Here is a 15,329-nt window from a genome sequence, read left to right on the forward strand (position 1 = left end):
GTCAGCCTTCCGTCAGTGCGCCCTTCTCTCGATCGAGGAGGGCGCGCTTGCGCGCAACGCCCCAGCGATAGCCGGAGAGCGCGCCGTCCGAGCGCACCACCCGATGGCAGGGGATCGCCACCGCCAGTCGGTTGGCCCCACAGGCGAGCGCCACGGCGCGTGCGGCCGCGGGCTCGCCGATGGCCCGGGCCACCTCGACGTAGGTCGCCGTCGTGCCGACCGGGATCGCCCGGAGCGCCGTCCATACCCGCTGCTGGAACGCCGTCCCGCCGATATCGAGGGGCAGGTCGAGCCCCCGGCCCGGCGCCTCGACGAAGCCGACGATTTCGGCCATCCAGCGCGCGAAGCCCGCGTCGCCGGCCGTGAACGTAGCGCGGGGAAAGCGGTCCTGCAGATCGCGCACCAGCGCATCCGGATCGTCGCCGAGGAAGATCGCACAGACGCCCGCGTCGGTGGCGGCGACCAGGATCGCCCCGAGGGCGGACGCTCCGACCGCGAAGCGGATGCGCGTGCCGGCGCCGCCCCGGCGATAGGCGTCGGGCGACATGCCAAGGCGCTGCGGCGCCGTGGCGTAGAACCGGCTCGATGCATTGTATCCGGCCGCGTAGACAGCCTCCGTGACGCTGCCCGCTGCGCCAAGGCTGGTCGCGAGGCGTTCGGCCCGGCGCGCTTCGCCGTAGGCCTTGGGCGTGATCCCGGTGACCGCGCGGAACACCCGGTGGAAGTGGAACGGGCTCATCCCGGCGGTCCGCGCGAGGGTGTCGAGGGCCGGCATGGTCTCGGCCTCGTCGATCCGGCGGCAGGCCCGGGTGACGGCCTCGGCCTGCCGCTCGGCCCGCGACGGCGCGTCGGGGCGGCAGCGCCGGCACGGGCGGAAGCCCGCCGCCTCGGCTTCCGCGCAGCCGGCGTGAAAACTGACGTTCTCCGGCCTCGGCGACCGGGCCGCGCAGCTGGGGCGGCAATACACACCCGTGGTCCGGACCGCGTAGACGAAGCGACCATCCCAGGCCGGATCGCGCGCGGCCAGGGCCTCCCATCGCTCCGCATCCTCCCGGTCCGGACCGGGGGCGATGACGTTCGCGTTTTCTTCGATCGCGACAGGCGGCATGGCGGATACTCCTGCTCGGGTGCCCCGGTTCATGGCTCCACCTTGGCGCCCGCCGCCGCCTCCGCGCATCCCGCTTCTTGCTCCGCAATCGACTGCGGTCGGGATTCCGACAGTGCTTCCCGTTCCGGGCCGCCCGCACCCCGCGCGGCGTCATGGGCCCAGAGATGGAGGACGGCGTAGGCCCGCCACGGACGCCAGGCCTGCGAGCGCGCCTCCAATTCCCGTGCGGTGGGACGCCCGACGGGCTCCGCGAGGGCGCGCAGCAGCCCGATATCACCGGTGGGCAGGGCATCCGGCTCGCGCAGGGCCCGCATGGCGATGTACTGGGCCGTCCAGTCGCCGATGCCCCGGATGGCCGTGAGGCGCGCACGCGCCGCTGCGATCCCCTGCCCCGGCGCCAGGAGATCCGGCTCGGCGAGGGTGGCGGCCGCGAGGGCCTGGATGGCGGTTCCACGGGCGCGGGGCATGTTGAGAACGCGGGCGATATCGGCCTCGACCAGGACCTCGGCGGCCGGAAAGACATGGGTGAGGCCGGGCTCGGTGCCGGGCCGGGCGAGCGGAGTGCCGAAGGCCGAGACCAGCGTTCCGGCCAAGCGGGTCGCGGCGGCGACCGAGACCTGCTGGCCGAGGATCGCCCGTACCGCGAGTTCGAAGGCGTCCCAGGCGCCCGGCACCCGGAGGCCGGGGCGCTCCCGGATGCGGGCCGCCAGGAACGGATCGCGCCCGAGGGCGCGGCCGATCGCGAGGGGGTCGGCGTCGAGGTCGAAGAGACGGCCGAGGCGCGCGGCGAGATCCGGCATCGCCACGGGCAGGTCCAGCGTGGCCAGCAGGGCGTCGTCCGGCGCCAGCATCACCCGCAGGGTTCCGTGCACGCCCCCATGCGCCACGCTCCGGGCATAGAGGCCCGGACGGGTCAGTTCCACGCCCGGGATGGCGCGGGCCGCCAGGTAGGCGTGCAGCCCGGCCCAGTCGTAGGGTGGCGTGAAGGGAAGGCGCAGATGCGTGGTCACGGCCCGATGCCCGGCTCGGCCCCGATCATCGCACATTCGGCCGGGGCGCGGCACCCGCGGGCCCGCGTCAGGCGACCGAGGCCTTCCGGGTGTCGAGGCGACGCACGAGGTCGCGGATCTCGGCTGCCGGACGGGCCGGACTGTAGAGGAAGCCCTGGGCCGTGCCGCACTGCTTGTGGCGCAGGACCGCCTCCTGCTGGCGCGTCTCGACGCCCTCCACCGTCACATCCATCGCGAGGGCGCGGGCCATGGTGACGATCGCCTCGATCACCGCGATCTTCTCGGGGCGTACCTGCAGGTCGCGCACGAAGGAGCGGTCGACCTTGACCTTGTCGAAGGGAAAGTCGGTCAGGTAGCTCAGGCTCGAATACCCGGTTCCGAAATCGTCGAGGGCGATCCGTACGCCGAGGGCGCGCAGCCGCTTCAGGTTGGTGAGAACCTCGCTCTCGCGGTCGAGCAGCACGGATTCCGTGATCTCGATCTCAAGGCCTTCGGGAGCCAGGCCGGTTTCCGCCAGGATCGCCGCGACCTCGTCGTGGAAGTCGAGACGGCGCACGTGGATCGACGAGATGTTCACCGCGACCCGCAGGCCCGGCCAGGACCGCGCATCGAGGCAGGCCCGGCGCAGGGCCCAGCGGCCGATCTCGATGATGAAACCGGTGGATTCCGCGATGGTGATAATCTCGGTCGGCGAGATCCAGCCTTCCCCGGGCTTGTTCCAGCGCAGCAGGGCTTCGAGACCGACGACGCGCTCGCTCCTCAGGTCCACGAGGGGCTGGTAATGCAGGGCGATCTCGCCGGACCTCAGCGCCAGGCGCATGTCGGCATCGAGCTGGCGCTGGCGGAACCCGCGATCCTCCAAGGAGACGTCGAAGCTGCACCAGCAGCCCTTTCCGGCGGCCTTGGCGCTGTAGAGCGCGAGATCGGCGCGGCCGAGCAGGGCCGCCGGATCCTGGGCGTCCCGGGGGGCGTGGGCGATGCCGATGCTGACGCCGACCTCGAGGAGGGACACGCCGATCTGGTAGGGCCGGCGAATCTCGGCGATCACCTGCCGGGCCAGATGCTCGGCCGCCTCCGGACCCGCGCCCGGATACAGGATCGCGAACTCGTCGCCGCCGAGGCGGAAGTTGCGCGCACGCCCCTCCGTCAGGCGCACGAGGCGCCCGGCGACGCGCGCCAGCAGGAGGTCCCCGGCGGCGTGGCCCCGGCTGTCGTTGACGGCTTTGAAGCCGTCGAGGTCGAGGCAGAGCAGGGCCGTCGGGGTCTCCGGGTGCTCGCCGCCGTGATAGACGGCCTGGATCGCATCCTGGAAGGCGTCCCGGTTCGGCAGGCCGGTGAGGGTGTCGTGCCCGGCCAGGAACGCGATGCGGGCCTGGGCCTCGCGGCTGACCGTGATATCGGAGCCGACTCCCCGGTAGCCGAGGAAGCCGCCGTAGCGGTCGAAGGCCGGCTTGCCGTTGAGGTTCCACCAGCGCGTCCCGTGGGCGCCGGACACGCGTACGGCCTGCTCGTGGAACGGCTCGCGCATCGCCATGGCGGTGCGCAGCGCCGTTGCGTGATCCGGCTGACCCGTGTCGGCCAGGATGGCGAGTAGGGATTCGCCCTGCAGGCTGGCCGGGTCCCGCGAGAGGGTGGCGGCCATGCGGGCCGGGACCTGGCGCAGGCGTCCGTCCGGGTCGGTCTCCCAGAGCCAGTCGCTGGCGCCTTCCTCGAAGTCGTTGAGCAGCAGGCCTATGGTTTCACCCTGGTGCTGCATCACCACGCGCTGCCAGATGCGCTGGTAGGAGAGCAGCGACATGCGCCGAACGCTGAACCAGATGAAGAGCGCGTAGATCACCAGCAGGACGGACACGTAGGCGCCGAAGGGCGCGTCGCAGCCGGCCAGGCCGATGAACCCGCCGACGACAATCGGAGCCGCGAGCAGGAAGGCCACCGAGAAGAACGGCCCCACCACATAGGCATCGGAGATGAGGCCCGCCGTCACCGCCACCGCCACCATGCGGTGGCCGCCATCGGCGGGCGGGATCAGGATCGCCGGCATCGTGGCCCAGGTCAGGCCCAGGGCAAGGGCGAGCGCCTTGGAGATCCAGGAGCCGCGCTGGACGGCGGTCTCCGTCACCTCGCTGCGGAAGGTGTTCCGGTAGTACCAGGTCGTGCCGAGGGTCGCGGCGATGATGAGCGAGATCGTCGCCATCAGCCCCACGAGATAGAGGCGCGAAGCGCTATCCCAGAACATGTAGGCCAGGGCGAAGACGACGGCGAGGTGCGTCACGGCCGAGTAGTTGGCCATTTGCAGGGTCTCGTTGAGCAGTTCGGCCTGCGTCTCGAAGCGGTCGCGTTCCTCCGTCGAGAAGGCGGCCCTGTCGCGTTGGGGCACCGGGGCCGGCGCCTTCATGCGGCGCCAGGGCAGCGAGTATCGGGCGATACGCATCTCACCCCACCCGCCGGGTCGGCACCATCGGCATTCCGCCATGGGGCCTCAGGGTGACGCGGAAACGGGCCTCGGGCATCCCCGGCCGCGTCGGGGACAGCCGGAACGCGGGAAGCAGGGTCGCCAGGATGACGAGGCATTCCTGGAGCGCAAGGCCCATGCCGATGCAGACGCGCGGTCCTGCGCCGAAGGGCAGATAGGCGTAGCGGTCCCGTGCCGCGTGGACGGACGGGGCGAAACGGTCCGGATCGAACGCGTCCGGTCGGTCCCAGAGAAGGCGGTGCCGGTGCAGGGCGTAGATCGGCACGTGGACCGAGCGGCCCGCCGGAATCTCCGTGTCGCCGAGCCGGATGTCACGGGTCGTCCGGCGCACGATCAGCGGCGCAGGGGGATAGAGCCGCATGCCCTCCAGCACCACCTGGCGCGTGTAGACCAGTGCGTCGAGGCGGCCCGGATCGCCCGCGAAATCGGTGCCGACGCGGGCGATCTCGTCGAGGATGCGCCGCTCCACCGCCGGATGGTCGGCGAGCAGCCGGAACAGCCAGGTCAGCGCGAGAGCCACCGTCTCGTGGCCGGCCGCCACGAAGGTGAGCAGGTTGTCGACGAGGAGGGCCTCGGCCATCGGCGCCTCGGTGACGGGATCGCGGGCGTTCAGCAGGAGGCCGAGGAGGTCGCTGCCGCCGCCGCCCCGGGCCCGCCTTGCCGCGATCAGCGCAGCGGCCGCAGCACGCAGTTCGCGTGCCGCCAGCGCGCCCCGGCGGGCACCCGGATGGGGCAGCCAAGCGGGAGCGCCGAACATGACGTAGGCCATCTTCCAGTTGGTCTGGCCGAGGTAGTCCTCCATGGCGGCGCCGAAGCGCATCTCGTCGAGGCCCCCCTCCCCCGAGGTCATCGTGGCCAGGATGATGTCGAGGGCGGTGCGCATCATCTCGGTGGACAGGTCGAACGCGCCCGCACCCGCCGGGCGTGCCAGCCAGCGCGACCGCGTCGCCTGCGCGGCTGCGGCCATGGCGGGGACGAAGTCGCGCACGCGCTCGGGGCGGAACATCGGCGCGGCGGTCCGGCGCTGCGCGCGCCACGATCCACCATCGGCTGTGAGGAGCCCGCAGCCGAGGGCCGGGGCCAGGGCCCGGGTGACGAAGGCCTCGCGCTCCAGGCTGTTGGCCTCGTCGACCAGCAGGGTGCGGATCAGCGCCGGGTCGACCACGAAGGCGGTGCGCTGCCCGAGCAGCCGGGTCTCGACCAGGGTCCGGGTGTAGACCTCGTCGGGCCAGGCATCGACCATGCTGCGCAGCATGGTCCAGAGCACGCCCGGAGCACGCCCGGCCTCGCTCAGTAGCGTGCGCAGCGAGGCCGCGCCGTCGACGGTTACGGGAAGTTTGGAAACGGCCGTGGTCACGCGTGCCCTGCTGAATTCCATCGATCTCTTTACAAGGTACGCGAATGCTTTCGAAAACCTTACCGTCCCTTTTCTTGTCACTGGATCAGCCAAGAACTTCTTGAATTCAAATCAGACGCATTGCATCAAATGCGGCAGATTGTTTCAAAACACGCTTTACTAACGCTCGCTGCACACACCAGCCTCGCGGGCCCGGAATGGCCCCCCGTCGTGCGAGGAACTTACCTTCGCCGTTCGCATTCCCAACCCCAGCTGGTCGGCTTCCTGCCGACCCAACCCGTGTTCGGGACGTGGAGATGGACATGATCGGCCGTATTGCTCTCGCGGCATGCTTTGCCCTGCCGGCCTTCACCGCCGGAGCCGCTGGCGCGAATGAGGACGAGCAGGCGGCCCTCTGCCGGGGCGACGTCATGCGGCTGTGCCTGACCGCGGTTCCCGACCGGACCGCGATCGTCTCCTGCATGAAGGTCAACCGCGCGAGCCTCAGCGCCGGCTGCCGGAGTGTGTTCGACGGGGGAACGCGCGGCAAAGCCGCGACGCGCTCGGCCGACCTGCGCTAATGCTGAAACGCGCCGTCGGCCGGGCCTGAACCCGCGACGGCTCACTGGTGATCCGCGGCATCGGCGGATCACCAGCCGCGCGCCGGACCAGTGAAGGCGGGGCGGCGATCGAGCAGCCCCAGGCCGCAACAAGGTCTCGGCTGCCTGACTGTAGCCGGCAGCCCGATCCACGGATGATGATGTTTAGGAAGTAGCGTCGAAGCGGCGGGCTGGCTTCGAAAGGAATGGTGGGCGCGACAGGGATCGAACCTGTGACCCTTCGCGTGTGAAGCGAATGCTCTCCCGCTGAGCTACGCACCCGGACCGAGGGCCTTCTAGGGCGACAGACGCGGCGGCGTCAAGCGTTGATCCGCATGATTCCCGGCAGGTTCTTGTTTCCCGGAAAGGTCCTGATTCCCGGCAGGTTCCTGACGCGGGGTTCCGAGCCGGAGGAGGATCACCACCGGCACCAGCCCGACGGCGACGATGAGAAGGGCCGCCACGGTCCCGTCCTCGTAGGTGCCGCGCGCGGCCTCGCCGTAGAGGTGGGTCGCCAGGGTCTCGACGTTGAGGGGGCGCAGCAGCAGGGTCGCGGGCAACTCCTTGACGCAGTCGACGAAGACCAGGAGCGCGCCGCTGAGCACCGCCGGCCAGGCCAGGGGAAGCTGGACTCGCCACAGGGTCGCGCCGGGGCCACGCCCGAGCATCCGCCCGGCATCGGGCAGGCTGCGGGGCACCCGGCCGAGGCCGGCTTCGCAGGTGCCGATGCTGACGGCCAGGAAGCGCACGAGGTAGGCGGTGACGAGGGCGCCCCCTGTACCGAGCCCGATCAGGGCCGGGGCAACCCCGAAGATCTGCGTCGTACCGGCCGAGAGGGCGCTGTCGGCGAGAGCCAGGGGCCCGAGGAGGCCGATGGCCAGGATCGCGCCCGGCAGGGCGTAGCCGAGGCTCGCCACCCGGATCAGCGCCTCACCCCAGCAGCGCGGGACGAGGCGCGGGCCCGCCGCCACCACGAAGCCGATGGCGGCGGCGATCACGGTCGCGACCCCGGCATAGAGCAGGGTATTGCCGATCTCGGGAAGGATCGTCTCGGGCAGGCCGCTGCGCCGGACCCGGCGGAGCGCGGAGAGCACGAGGTAGCTCGCGGGAATCGCGAAGCCGACGGCCACGGGCACGAGCCCGAGGGCCAGGGCGGCCCCGGCGCGCAGGCCCGTCAGGCGTTGCCGGGCGAGGCGGCGCGGGCGCTGGGCGCCCCCCGAGAACCCGCGCCCGGCCCGGGCCCAGCGCTCCAGGGCCACCAGGGCGACGACGGCCACCAGCATGACGAGGGCGATCTGGGCAGCACCCGCGAGGTCCGAGCGGTTGACCCAGGTGGCGTAGACCTGGACCGTGAGGGTGCGCACCCCGAGGAATTCCGCCGCGCCGATGTCGTTCAGGGCCTCCATCAGGGCCAGACTCGCCCCCAGGGCGATGGCCGGGCGCGCCATCGGCAGGGCGACGCGCAGGAAGGTGGCGGAGGGCCGGCGCCCGAGCATCCGCGCCGCCTCGATGAGGTTGGCGGCCTGCATCAGGAACAGCGCCCGCGTCGGCAGGTAGACGTAGGGGTAGAGCACGAAGCCGAGGAGCAGGATGCAGCCGGGCAGCGAGCGGATCTCGGGCAGCACGAGATCGCGCGGCCGGGTCAGCCCCAGGAGGTCGCGCAGGGTCGTCTGCACCGGGCCGATCGGGTGCATCAGGTCGAGATACGCGAAGGCGACGATGTAGGTCGGCACCGCCATCGGCAGCAGCAGCCCGGCCTCCAACAGGCGCCGACCGGGAAATTCGTAGGCCGCCACGAGCCAGGCCGATCCTGCCCCGAGGACCACCACCAGCACGCCGACGCCCGCCAGCAGCAGGGCGGTGTCGCGCAGGGCCTGCGGCAGCACGTGGGCGACGAGGTGGGGCCACAGCGCCCCACCGGCCCCGATCCCGTCCCCCGCCGCGACCACGAGGGCGACGACCGGGCTCAGCACCAGGGCGCAGAGCGCCAGGGCGGCGGCGCTCCAGGCGAGGCCGCGCGGGCGGCCGGTGAGCGGGAGGGCGGGGACGGCCCCGGTCATGCTGGTCTCAAATGCGTTTTCCGATGACCGGGTCGTGGGCAGCCCTCAGTTGTCGAAGCCCACCGTGTCGAGGAGGAGGCTCGCCGCCTTGCGGTTGCGGGCGATTTCCACCAACGGCACGGCGTCGATCGTCAGCGGTCCCAGCTCCGTGAGCAGCGGGTCGATCGGCGCGCCGGCCTTCACCGGGTACTCGTAATCCGCCTTGGCGTAGAGCCCCTGGGCCTCGTCGGAGACGAGGTATTCGAGGAGCTTGACCGCCTCGTCGCGGTTGGGGGCGTTCTTGGCCACCACCGCGCCGGAGATGTTCACGTGGGTTCCGCCGCCCGCGAAAGTCGGCATCACCACCTTGATGCCCGCGCCCCATTTCTGCTGCTCGGGGCCGCCGCGGCCGGAGCGCATCAGGCCGACGTAATAGGAATTGCCGAGGCCGATCTCGCAAGTGTCGGCGAGGATGTCGCGGGCGACGTCACGGTCGCCGCCGGCGGGCTTGCGGGCGAGGTTGGCCTTCAGGGCCCGCAGCCAGGCCTCGGTCTTCTCCGGGCCGTGCTTGACGAGGTGGTGGGCGATGAGCGCCGTGTTGTAGGGGTGCTGGCCCGAGCGCAGGCAGAGGCCACCCTTCCACTTCGGGTCGGCCAATCCCTCGTAGGTGATGGCCTTGAGGTCGGCGAGGTCCTTGTCGGCGTAGAGCACGCGGGCCCGCATGGAGAGGGCGAACCAGCGCCCCTCGGCATCGCGCAGGGTCGCGGGCACCGCCGCCTCCAGCACACCCGAGCGTACCGGCTGGGCGAGGTCGCGGTCGACGAGCTCGATGAGGTTGCCGACGTCGACGGTCATCAGCACGTCGGCTTTCGCCCGGGCGCCCTCGGCCGCCACGCGCTCGGCGAGCCCCTTCTCGACGAAAACGGTGTTGACGGTGACGCCGCTCTTGGCGGTGAAGGCGTCGAGCAGGGGCCGGATCAGGCCGGGCTCACGGGTGGTGTAGAGGTTCACTTCGGCCGCCGACGCCGTCCCGATGAGGGCGGCCAGCGCGAGCCCCGCGAACCCGATTGCCTTGATCCCAACCGCCATGGCGCCGACACCCTTTCGTCAAAACGTGGCGGGTGTTCAGAAGCATCGGCGAGGAAAACACAAGCACGATGTTTTGGACTTAAAACAATTCGAAACTATTGCTCCGGGTCGAACTGAAGCTCGCCCCGGGCCTGTGTTTTAATCCGCCTCGCTCGCAAAAATAAAACCGTGCGCCGGGTCGAGGCTCAGGCCGACCGTATCCCCAGGCTCACGCGGGTCGTCCGCCGGCACGGGCAGGCGCAGGGGCTCGGGCACGCCCTCCGCCGACACGGTGAGGAGAGCGGCGGCCCCGAGGAAGCGGCGCGCCCGCACCACGGCCCTGAGGGACGCCCCCGGCGCGCCGAGACGGATGGCTTCCGGGCGCAGGCACAGAGTGACGGCGGCGCCCTCGGCATGGCCCGGCGCGGGGACCGGGCCGAACGGCGTCGCCAGGATGCCGGCGCGGCAGGTCCCGCCGATCTCGACGAGGTCGCCGAAGAAGCGGGCGGCGAAGCGCGTCGCGGGATGACGATACAGCTCCGGCCCGGTGCCGACCTGCACGATGCGCCCCCGCCGCATCAGGGCGATGCGGTCGGCGAAGCCCAGGGCCTCCTCGGGGTCGTGGGTGACGAGGAGCGTGGTGGCGCCGCTGGCGCGCAGGACCGCCAGGGTGTCGTCGCGGACCTGGTCGCGGGTGCGCCGGTCGAGATTCGAGAACGGCTCGTCGAGGAGGAGGACGCGCGGCCCCGGGGCCAGGGCGCGGGCCAGCGCCACGCGCTGGCTCTCGCCGCCCGAGAGCGTGCCGGGATAACTCCTGGCCCGGTCGGCGAGGCCGACCTGTTCCAGCCGCGCCTGCGCGATGGCGCGGGCCTCGGCGGCGGATCTGCCCTGGAGGCTTTTGCCATGGAGGCCGAAGCGCACGTTCTCCGCCACCGTGAGATGGGGGAACAGGGCGTAGTCCTGGAACATCAACCCAACGCCGCGCGCCTCGGGGGCGACGCCGCGGCCGTCCTCGCTCACCAGGGTGCCGTCGAGGCGGATCGTGCCGGTCTCCGGCTGCTCCAGCCCGGCGATGGCCCGCAGGAGCGTGCTCTTGCCACAGCCGGAATCACCCAGCAGCGCGAGGATCTCGCCGGGCCGGACCTGGAGCGAGACATCCGCGAGCGCCCGCACTGCGCCGAAGCGCAGCCCGATCCCGCGCAGGTCGAGGCGCGGCGGTACGTCGGCTGAGGGCTCGGCGGGATGGGTCATCGGATCCGGGGCGGTGCGGGGTTGCGCTGCTTAGAAGCCAATGCGCCCCAGAGGCAATCTGCGAGCACCATCGCGTTGACGTCCAGTTGCACCTATATTCCGGTTATGTTCCGTCAAAGCCCCGACCGATGCCCTGCGTCGCCGAGATCCTGATCCCGCTGGCGCTGGATAGCGCCTACAGCTACGCCGTGCCGGCCGGGCTCGACCTTTCGGTCGGCGAGGTGGTGCAGATCCCCCTCGGGCCGCGCGAGACCGTGGGGGTGGTCTGGGGCGTGCGCCAGAGCCCCGGCGGCTCGAACCTGCGCCCGGTCACCGGCCGGATCGACGTGCCGGCCCTGCCCGATGCGCTCCGCGAACTCGTGGACTGGCTTGCCCGCTACACCCTGGCGCCGAAGGGCTCGGCTTTGGCCATGGCTCTGCGCCTGCCCGACGAGGCGGCCCTCACGGAGACGATCCGGGTCGGCGTCCGCGCCTCCGGCAAGGCCCCGGCCCGGCCGACGGCCGCGCGCACCAAGGTCTTGGCCGTGGCGGCCGACGGGGCGATGCGGGGCAAGAGTGCCCTGGCCAAGGAAGCGGGCGTTTCCTTGAGCGTCGTGGACGGCCTCATCGACGACGGCGCCCTCGAGGCGGTGGCCCTGGCGCCGGAGCCCGTCGCCCAGCCGCCGGACCCGGACCACGCCCGCGTGCCCCTGTCGGAGGCGCAGGAGGCGGCGGTGCGGGAACTCGTCGCGCTGATGAACCCCGCCCCCGACGCGCCGCCGCCCACGGACGCCATCGGCGACCCTCTGCCGGCAGCCGCCGCCGACGGCAAGGTGCCGCCGCCGGGGGCCGAGGCGAAGGCGCCCACGGTGCTGCTGGAGGGCGTCACCGGCTCGGGCAAGACGGAGGTGTATTTCGAGGCGGTGGCCGATTGCGTCCGCCGCGGCCACCAGGCGCTGATCCTGATGCCAGAGATCGCGCTGACCGCGCAGTTCCTCGACCGGTTCGCCGAGCGCTTCGGCGCGCGCCCGGCGGCTTGGCACTCGGGCGTGGGCGGCAAGCGCCGCGAGCGCATCCGCGCCGGGGTGACGGCGGGTGAGATCGCCGTGGTGGTGGGCGCGCGCTCGGCCCTATTCCTGCCCTTCGCGGATCTCGGCCTCATCGTCGTCGACGAGGAGCACGAGGCCGCCTACAAGCAGGAGGACGGGGTGCATTACCACGCCCGCGACATGGCGGTGGTACGCGGGCGGATCGAGAACTGCCCGGTGGTGCTGGCCTCCGCGACGCCCTCCATCGAGACCCGGGTCAATGCCGAGCGCGGGCGCTACCGGCGCATCGCCCTGCCGGAGCGCTTCGGGGGGCGGCGCCTGCCCGACATCGCCGCCATCGACATGCGCGCGGACAAGCCTGAGCGCGGGCGCTTCATCGCCCCGGCCCTGGTGGCGGCCGTGCGGGAGACCGTGACTTCGGGCGACCAGGCGCTCCTCTTCCTCAACCGGCGGGGCTATGCACCGCTCACCCTGTGCCGGGCCTGCGGCCACCGCTACCAGTGCCGCAACTGCTCGACCTGGCTGGTGGAGCACCGCTTCCGCCGGGCGCTCGTCTGCCACCAGTGCGGCTACGCGGAACGGCGCCCGGAATCCTGCTCGGAATGCGGCACCTTCGACAACCTCACACCCTGCGGCCCCGGAGTGGAGCGCATCGCCGAGGAGGTGGCCGAGCTCTTCCCGGACAAGCGCGTCATCGTGCTGTCGAGCGACTTCCCCGGCGGAGCCGAGCGCCTGCGGGCCGAACTCCAGACCGTAGCGGAGGGCGGCTGCGACATCGTCATCGGCACGCAGCTCGTCGCCAAGGGCCACAACTTCCCGCACCTCACCCTGGTGGGCGTTCTCGACGCCGATATCGGCTTGACCTCCGGGGATCCCCGCGCGGCCGAGCGCACCTTCCAGCTGCTGCAACAGGTGACCGGCCGGGCCGGGCGCGGCGAGAAGCCGGGGCGCGCCCTGCTCCAGACCTACCAGCCTGATCATCCGGTGATCGCCGCGCTGCTCTCGGGCGATTCGGAGCGCTTCTACGAGGAGGAGATCGGCGCCCGGGAGGCCGCGGGCCTGCCGCCCTTCGGGCGCTTGGCCGCCCTCATCGTCTCGGCGAACGAGCGCGAGGTCGCAGAGGCCCACGGGCAGGCGCTGGCCCGGGCCGCCGAGCCGCCCGACGGCGTGATGGTGCTCGGCCCGGCCGAGGCGCCCCTGGCGCTGATCCGCGGCCGCTACCGGTTCCGACTGCTGGTGAAGACCGAGCGGTCCATCGACCTGCAGACCTACCTGCGGGCGTGGCTGGCGCGCGGCCCGAAGATTCGCGGCAACGTGAAGGTCGCCATCGACGTGGACCCGCAGAGTTTCCTATAACGCTGGCACGACGTTCGCTCGGGTCGCGTTCGACCCCCTGAGGAGTGCCCCACGTGCTGACCTACACCAAGAAGCCGGATTCGAGCGTCGCCGAGATTGTGGTCGACGGCCAGATCACCGATGCCGAGATGAACACCGTCATCACCGCCATGCAGGCCGACCTCGACAAGGGCGGCAAGCTCAAGCTCCTGGAGGACGTGCGCGATTTCAAGGGCATGGAGCCGGCCGCCTTCTTCAAGGACCCACGCTTCGGCCTCGCCATGATGAAGGGCGTCAGCCACGTCGCCCTGGTGACGGACGCGTCCTGGCTGCGGATGATCGCCGACACCTTCGGCAAGGTCTCGCCCGCCCAGATCAAGACCTTCGACCGCGCGCATATCGACGAAGCGCGCAAGTGGCTCGCAGCCGCCTGAGCCAAAGCGGCCGCCTGACCGAAGACGGAACCCCGTCGGGGTTCCGGACTTCGGCGCTACTCCGCCTGGGCGGTCCGCGTCGTCTGGCGCCGGGCCGTCCAGCGCCCCGAGCACAGGGACGACACCTTCCAGGTGCCGCCGCCGGTCTGGGCCTGGAGACGACCCGAGACCGCGCCGGAGGCGGTACCGTTCGAGACGTTGAGACCCACCGTGCCGTCCGGCCCGACGCGTCCGTTCAGGGTGGCGCCGGCCGACGCGGAGGTGAGGCGCACCTGCCCCTCCTGCACCGAGACCGCGTAGGTGTAGCGGCTGTCGCAGACCATCCCGCTCTCGGTGACGAGTTCCACCGACCAAGCCCCGTTGAAGTTTCCACCGTCACGGGCGGCGGCCGGGATCATCGCGGGCGAGGATAGGCCGGCTCCGAGCGCCAGAACCACCGCAACTTTGGACATGCATCATCCTTCGGCAAACAGCGTCCGTCGCAGCCGCGCCCGCAGGGCGGCGCAACGGCTTCTCAAGCAGACGATCGAGTGAGAGTGCGACGAGCATACCCGCCGAAGCGGCAGGATTGTGACAGGCACCCACAATCGAACGTCGAAACTTATTGCCGAAGGCGTCTGAACGGGCCATGACCAGGCCGAAGCTTGGCGTTACCGATCGTAATACGCTTGCAATGCTTGGCGGTCGCGGGTGATGGGCAGTGCCAGCAGCGCCAGAACCCTCGCTTTGTCGGGCGTGAGATCGTCGGCGAAGACCGCGCCGGCAGCCCGCAGCGTGCCACCGCCGCCCTTGAAACCGTAGACCGGGAGCGCCCGGCCGTGCGGAACCTGGCTCGCCACCACGATCGTGACGCCGGCCGCAATCGCCTCCACCACCGCGTCGTAGAGGGCTTCGTTGACGTTGCCGAAGCCATAGGCGGCGATCACCACGCCCTCGGCGCCGTCCGCGACCGCGTGGCGGAGCTGGCGACCGTCGCTGCCGGCCGCCATCGCCACGAGGTCGACCCGGGCAAGCCGGTCGGGCAGCGGCAGGGTCTGGCGGCGCAGGGACTTCCGGGCGAAGACCACCCGGTCCTCGTCGATATGGCCGAGGAAGCCGGCCTCGCCGGAATTGAAGGTCTCGACGTTGTTGGTGTGAGACTTCCGCACCTCGCGGGCGGCGTTGATGTTGTGGTTGAGCGTTACCGTGACGCCCAACCCCCGCAGGTCTTCGCGCGCGCCCTGGGCCAGGATCTGCCGGACCGCGTTGAGCAGGTTGCGCGCGCCGTCCGCATCCGCCTCGGAGGCGTTGCGCTGGGCGCCCACTACCACCACCGGCTTGTCGCTCGCGAGCGTCAAGTCCAGGAAATAGGCGGTCTGGTCCAGGGTGTCGGTGCCGTGCAGGACGATGGCGCCCGCGATCTCCGGCCGCGCGAGCAGGCCCGCCACCGCGCGGCTGAGATCAGGCCACAGGGCCGGGCCCAGATAGGCGCTCGGCACGTTGGCGAATTCCAGCACCTCGATCCGCGCAAGGTCGGACAGGCGCGGCACCGCGGCGACGAGGTCGGCCCCCGTCAGGGCGGGAACCGGCGCGCCCGTGATGGGATCGTGCTTCATCGCGATGGTGCCGCCGGTGGCGACGATGGCGATGGTCGGTCGATCGGACATGC

The 15,329-nt window shown here is 71.4% G+C and carries 12 protein-coding genes and 1 tRNA gene; 3 read left to right on the top strand and 10 right to left on the bottom strand.

Going from position 1 to position 15,329, the window contains the following annotated elements:
- Window position 1: 1 nt before the first annotated feature.
- The 4 genes from ada to MFF30_RS15090 all read right to left on the bottom strand — a co-directional run bounded on the left by ada (window position 2) and on the right by MFF30_RS15090 (window position 5,948).
- Window positions 2-1,108, bottom strand: a complete 1,107-nt coding sequence (gene ada, locus MFF30_RS15075) for a bifunctional DNA-binding transcriptional regulator/O6-methylguanine-DNA methyltransferase Ada (protein WP_238280203.1) — start codon at window positions 1,106-1,108, stop codon at window positions 2-4.
- Between the two features lie 29 nt (window positions 1,109-1,137).
- A complete protein-coding gene (locus MFF30_RS15080; RefSeq protein WP_238280204.1) occupies window positions 1,138-2,118 on the bottom strand; it encodes a DNA-3-methyladenine glycosylase family protein in 981 nt (326 codons plus the stop codon).
- 67 nt (window positions 2,119-2,185) lie between these two features.
- The gene (locus MFF30_RS15085; RefSeq protein ID WP_238280205.1) at window positions 2,186-4,549 is read right to left on the bottom strand and encodes a putative bifunctional diguanylate cyclase/phosphodiesterase; all 2,364 of its coding nucleotides are present in this window, start codon (window positions 4,547-4,549) and stop codon (window positions 2,186-2,188) included.
- Window position 4,550: 1 nt separating this feature from the next.
- Window positions 4,551-5,948, bottom strand: coding sequence for a cytochrome P450 (locus MFF30_RS15090; protein ID WP_238280206.1), 1,398 nt, complete (start codon window positions 5,946-5,948; stop codon window positions 4,551-4,553).
- Between the two features lie 296 nt (window positions 5,949-6,244).
- Here MFF30_RS15090 and MFF30_RS15095 point away from each other — a divergent pair, with 296 nt between their 5' ends.
- Window positions 6,245-6,508: a hypothetical protein gene (locus MFF30_RS15095; protein WP_238280207.1), complete on the top strand. Its 264-nt coding sequence runs from the start codon at window positions 6,245-6,247 to the stop codon at window positions 6,506-6,508.
- A gap of 225 nt (window positions 6,509-6,733) precedes the next feature.
- On the opposite strand, the gene MFF30_RS15100 is transcribed toward MFF30_RS15095, so the two are convergent.
- The 4 genes from MFF30_RS15100 to MFF30_RS15115 form a co-directional block, all read right to left on the bottom strand.
- Window positions 6,734-6,808, bottom strand: a tRNA-Val gene (locus MFF30_RS15100).
- Between the two features lie 14 nt (window positions 6,809-6,822).
- On the bottom strand, window positions 6,823-8,586 hold the full coding sequence (locus MFF30_RS15105) for an ABC transporter permease (RefSeq protein ID WP_238280208.1): 1,764 nt from the start codon (window positions 8,584-8,586) through the stop codon (window positions 6,823-6,825).
- A gap of 45 nt (window positions 8,587-8,631) precedes the next feature.
- A complete protein-coding gene (locus MFF30_RS15110) occupies window positions 8,632-9,654 on the bottom strand; it encodes an extracellular solute-binding protein (RefSeq protein ID WP_238280209.1) in 1,023 nt (340 codons plus the stop codon).
- A gap of 138 nt (window positions 9,655-9,792) precedes the next feature.
- Complete coding sequence (locus MFF30_RS15115) at window positions 9,793-10,884, bottom strand: ABC transporter ATP-binding protein (RefSeq protein WP_238280210.1); 1,092 nt, start codon at window positions 10,882-10,884, stop codon at window positions 9,793-9,795.
- 128 nt (window positions 10,885-11,012) lie between these two features.
- Here MFF30_RS15115 and MFF30_RS15120 point away from each other — a divergent pair, with 128 nt between their 5' ends.
- Window positions 11,013-13,268, top strand: a complete 2,256-nt coding sequence (locus MFF30_RS15120; RefSeq protein WP_238280211.1) for a primosomal protein N' — start codon at window positions 11,013-11,015, stop codon at window positions 13,266-13,268.
- A gap of 53 nt (window positions 13,269-13,321) precedes the next feature.
- Window positions 13,322-13,681: a SpoIIAA family protein gene (locus MFF30_RS15125; RefSeq protein ID WP_238280212.1), complete on the top strand. Its 360-nt coding sequence runs from the start codon at window positions 13,322-13,324 to the stop codon at window positions 13,679-13,681.
- Between the two features lie 56 nt (window positions 13,682-13,737).
- Here MFF30_RS15125 and MFF30_RS15130 read toward each other — a convergent pair whose 3' ends face one another.
- Window positions 13,738-14,133 (bottom strand): hypothetical protein, encoded by a 396-nt coding sequence (locus MFF30_RS15130; protein WP_238280213.1) that lies wholly within the window; start codon window positions 14,131-14,133, stop codon window positions 13,738-13,740.
- Window positions 14,134-14,331: 198 nt separating this feature from the next.
- Window positions 14,332-15,327: an asparaginase gene (locus MFF30_RS15135; RefSeq protein WP_238280214.1), complete on the bottom strand. Its 996-nt coding sequence runs from the start codon at window positions 15,325-15,327 to the stop codon at window positions 14,332-14,334.
- Window positions 15,328-15,329 lie beyond the last annotated feature (2 nt).

Origin of the sequence: Methylobacterium goesingense (assembly GCF_022179225.1) — a bacterium.
In the GTDB taxonomy this organism is placed as follows: Bacteria; Pseudomonadota; Alphaproteobacteria; order Rhizobiales; family Beijerinckiaceae; genus Methylobacterium; species Methylobacterium goesingense.

What these genes read in the sequence shown, in the direction of transcription:
- MFF30_RS15085 (WP_238280205.1), bottom strand. Translation starts at nt 4,549, where the DNA reads ATGCGTATCGCCCGATACTCGCTGCCCTGGCGCCGCATGAAGGCGCCG.
- ada (WP_238280203.1), bottom strand. Translation starts at nt 1,108, where the DNA reads ATGCCGCCTGTCGCGATCGAAGAAAACGCGAACGTCATCGCCCCCGGT.
- MFF30_RS15130 (WP_238280213.1), bottom strand. Translation starts at nt 14,133, where the DNA reads ATGTCCAAAGTTGCGGTGGTTCTGGCGCTCGGAGCCGGCCTATCCTCG.
- MFF30_RS15110 (WP_238280209.1), bottom strand. Translation starts at nt 9,654, where the DNA reads ATGGCGGTTGGGATCAAGGCAATCGGGTTCGCGGGGCTCGCGCTGGCC.
- MFF30_RS15135 (WP_238280214.1), bottom strand. Translation starts at nt 15,327, where the DNA reads ATGTCCGATCGACCGACCATCGCCATCGTCGCCACCGGCGGCACCATC.
- MFF30_RS15120 (WP_238280211.1), top strand. Translation starts at nt 11,013, where the DNA reads ATGCCCTGCGTCGCCGAGATCCTGATCCCGCTGGCGCTGGATAGCGCC.
- MFF30_RS15095 (WP_238280207.1), top strand. Translation starts at nt 6,245, where the DNA reads ATGGACATGATCGGCCGTATTGCTCTCGCGGCATGCTTTGCCCTGCCG.
- MFF30_RS15105 (WP_238280208.1), bottom strand. Translation starts at nt 8,586, where the DNA reads ATGACCGGGGCCGTCCCCGCCCTCCCGCTCACCGGCCGCCCGCGCGGC.
- MFF30_RS15115 (WP_238280210.1), bottom strand. Translation starts at nt 10,884, where the DNA reads ATGACCCATCCCGCCGAGCCCTCAGCCGACGTACCGCCGCGCCTCGAC.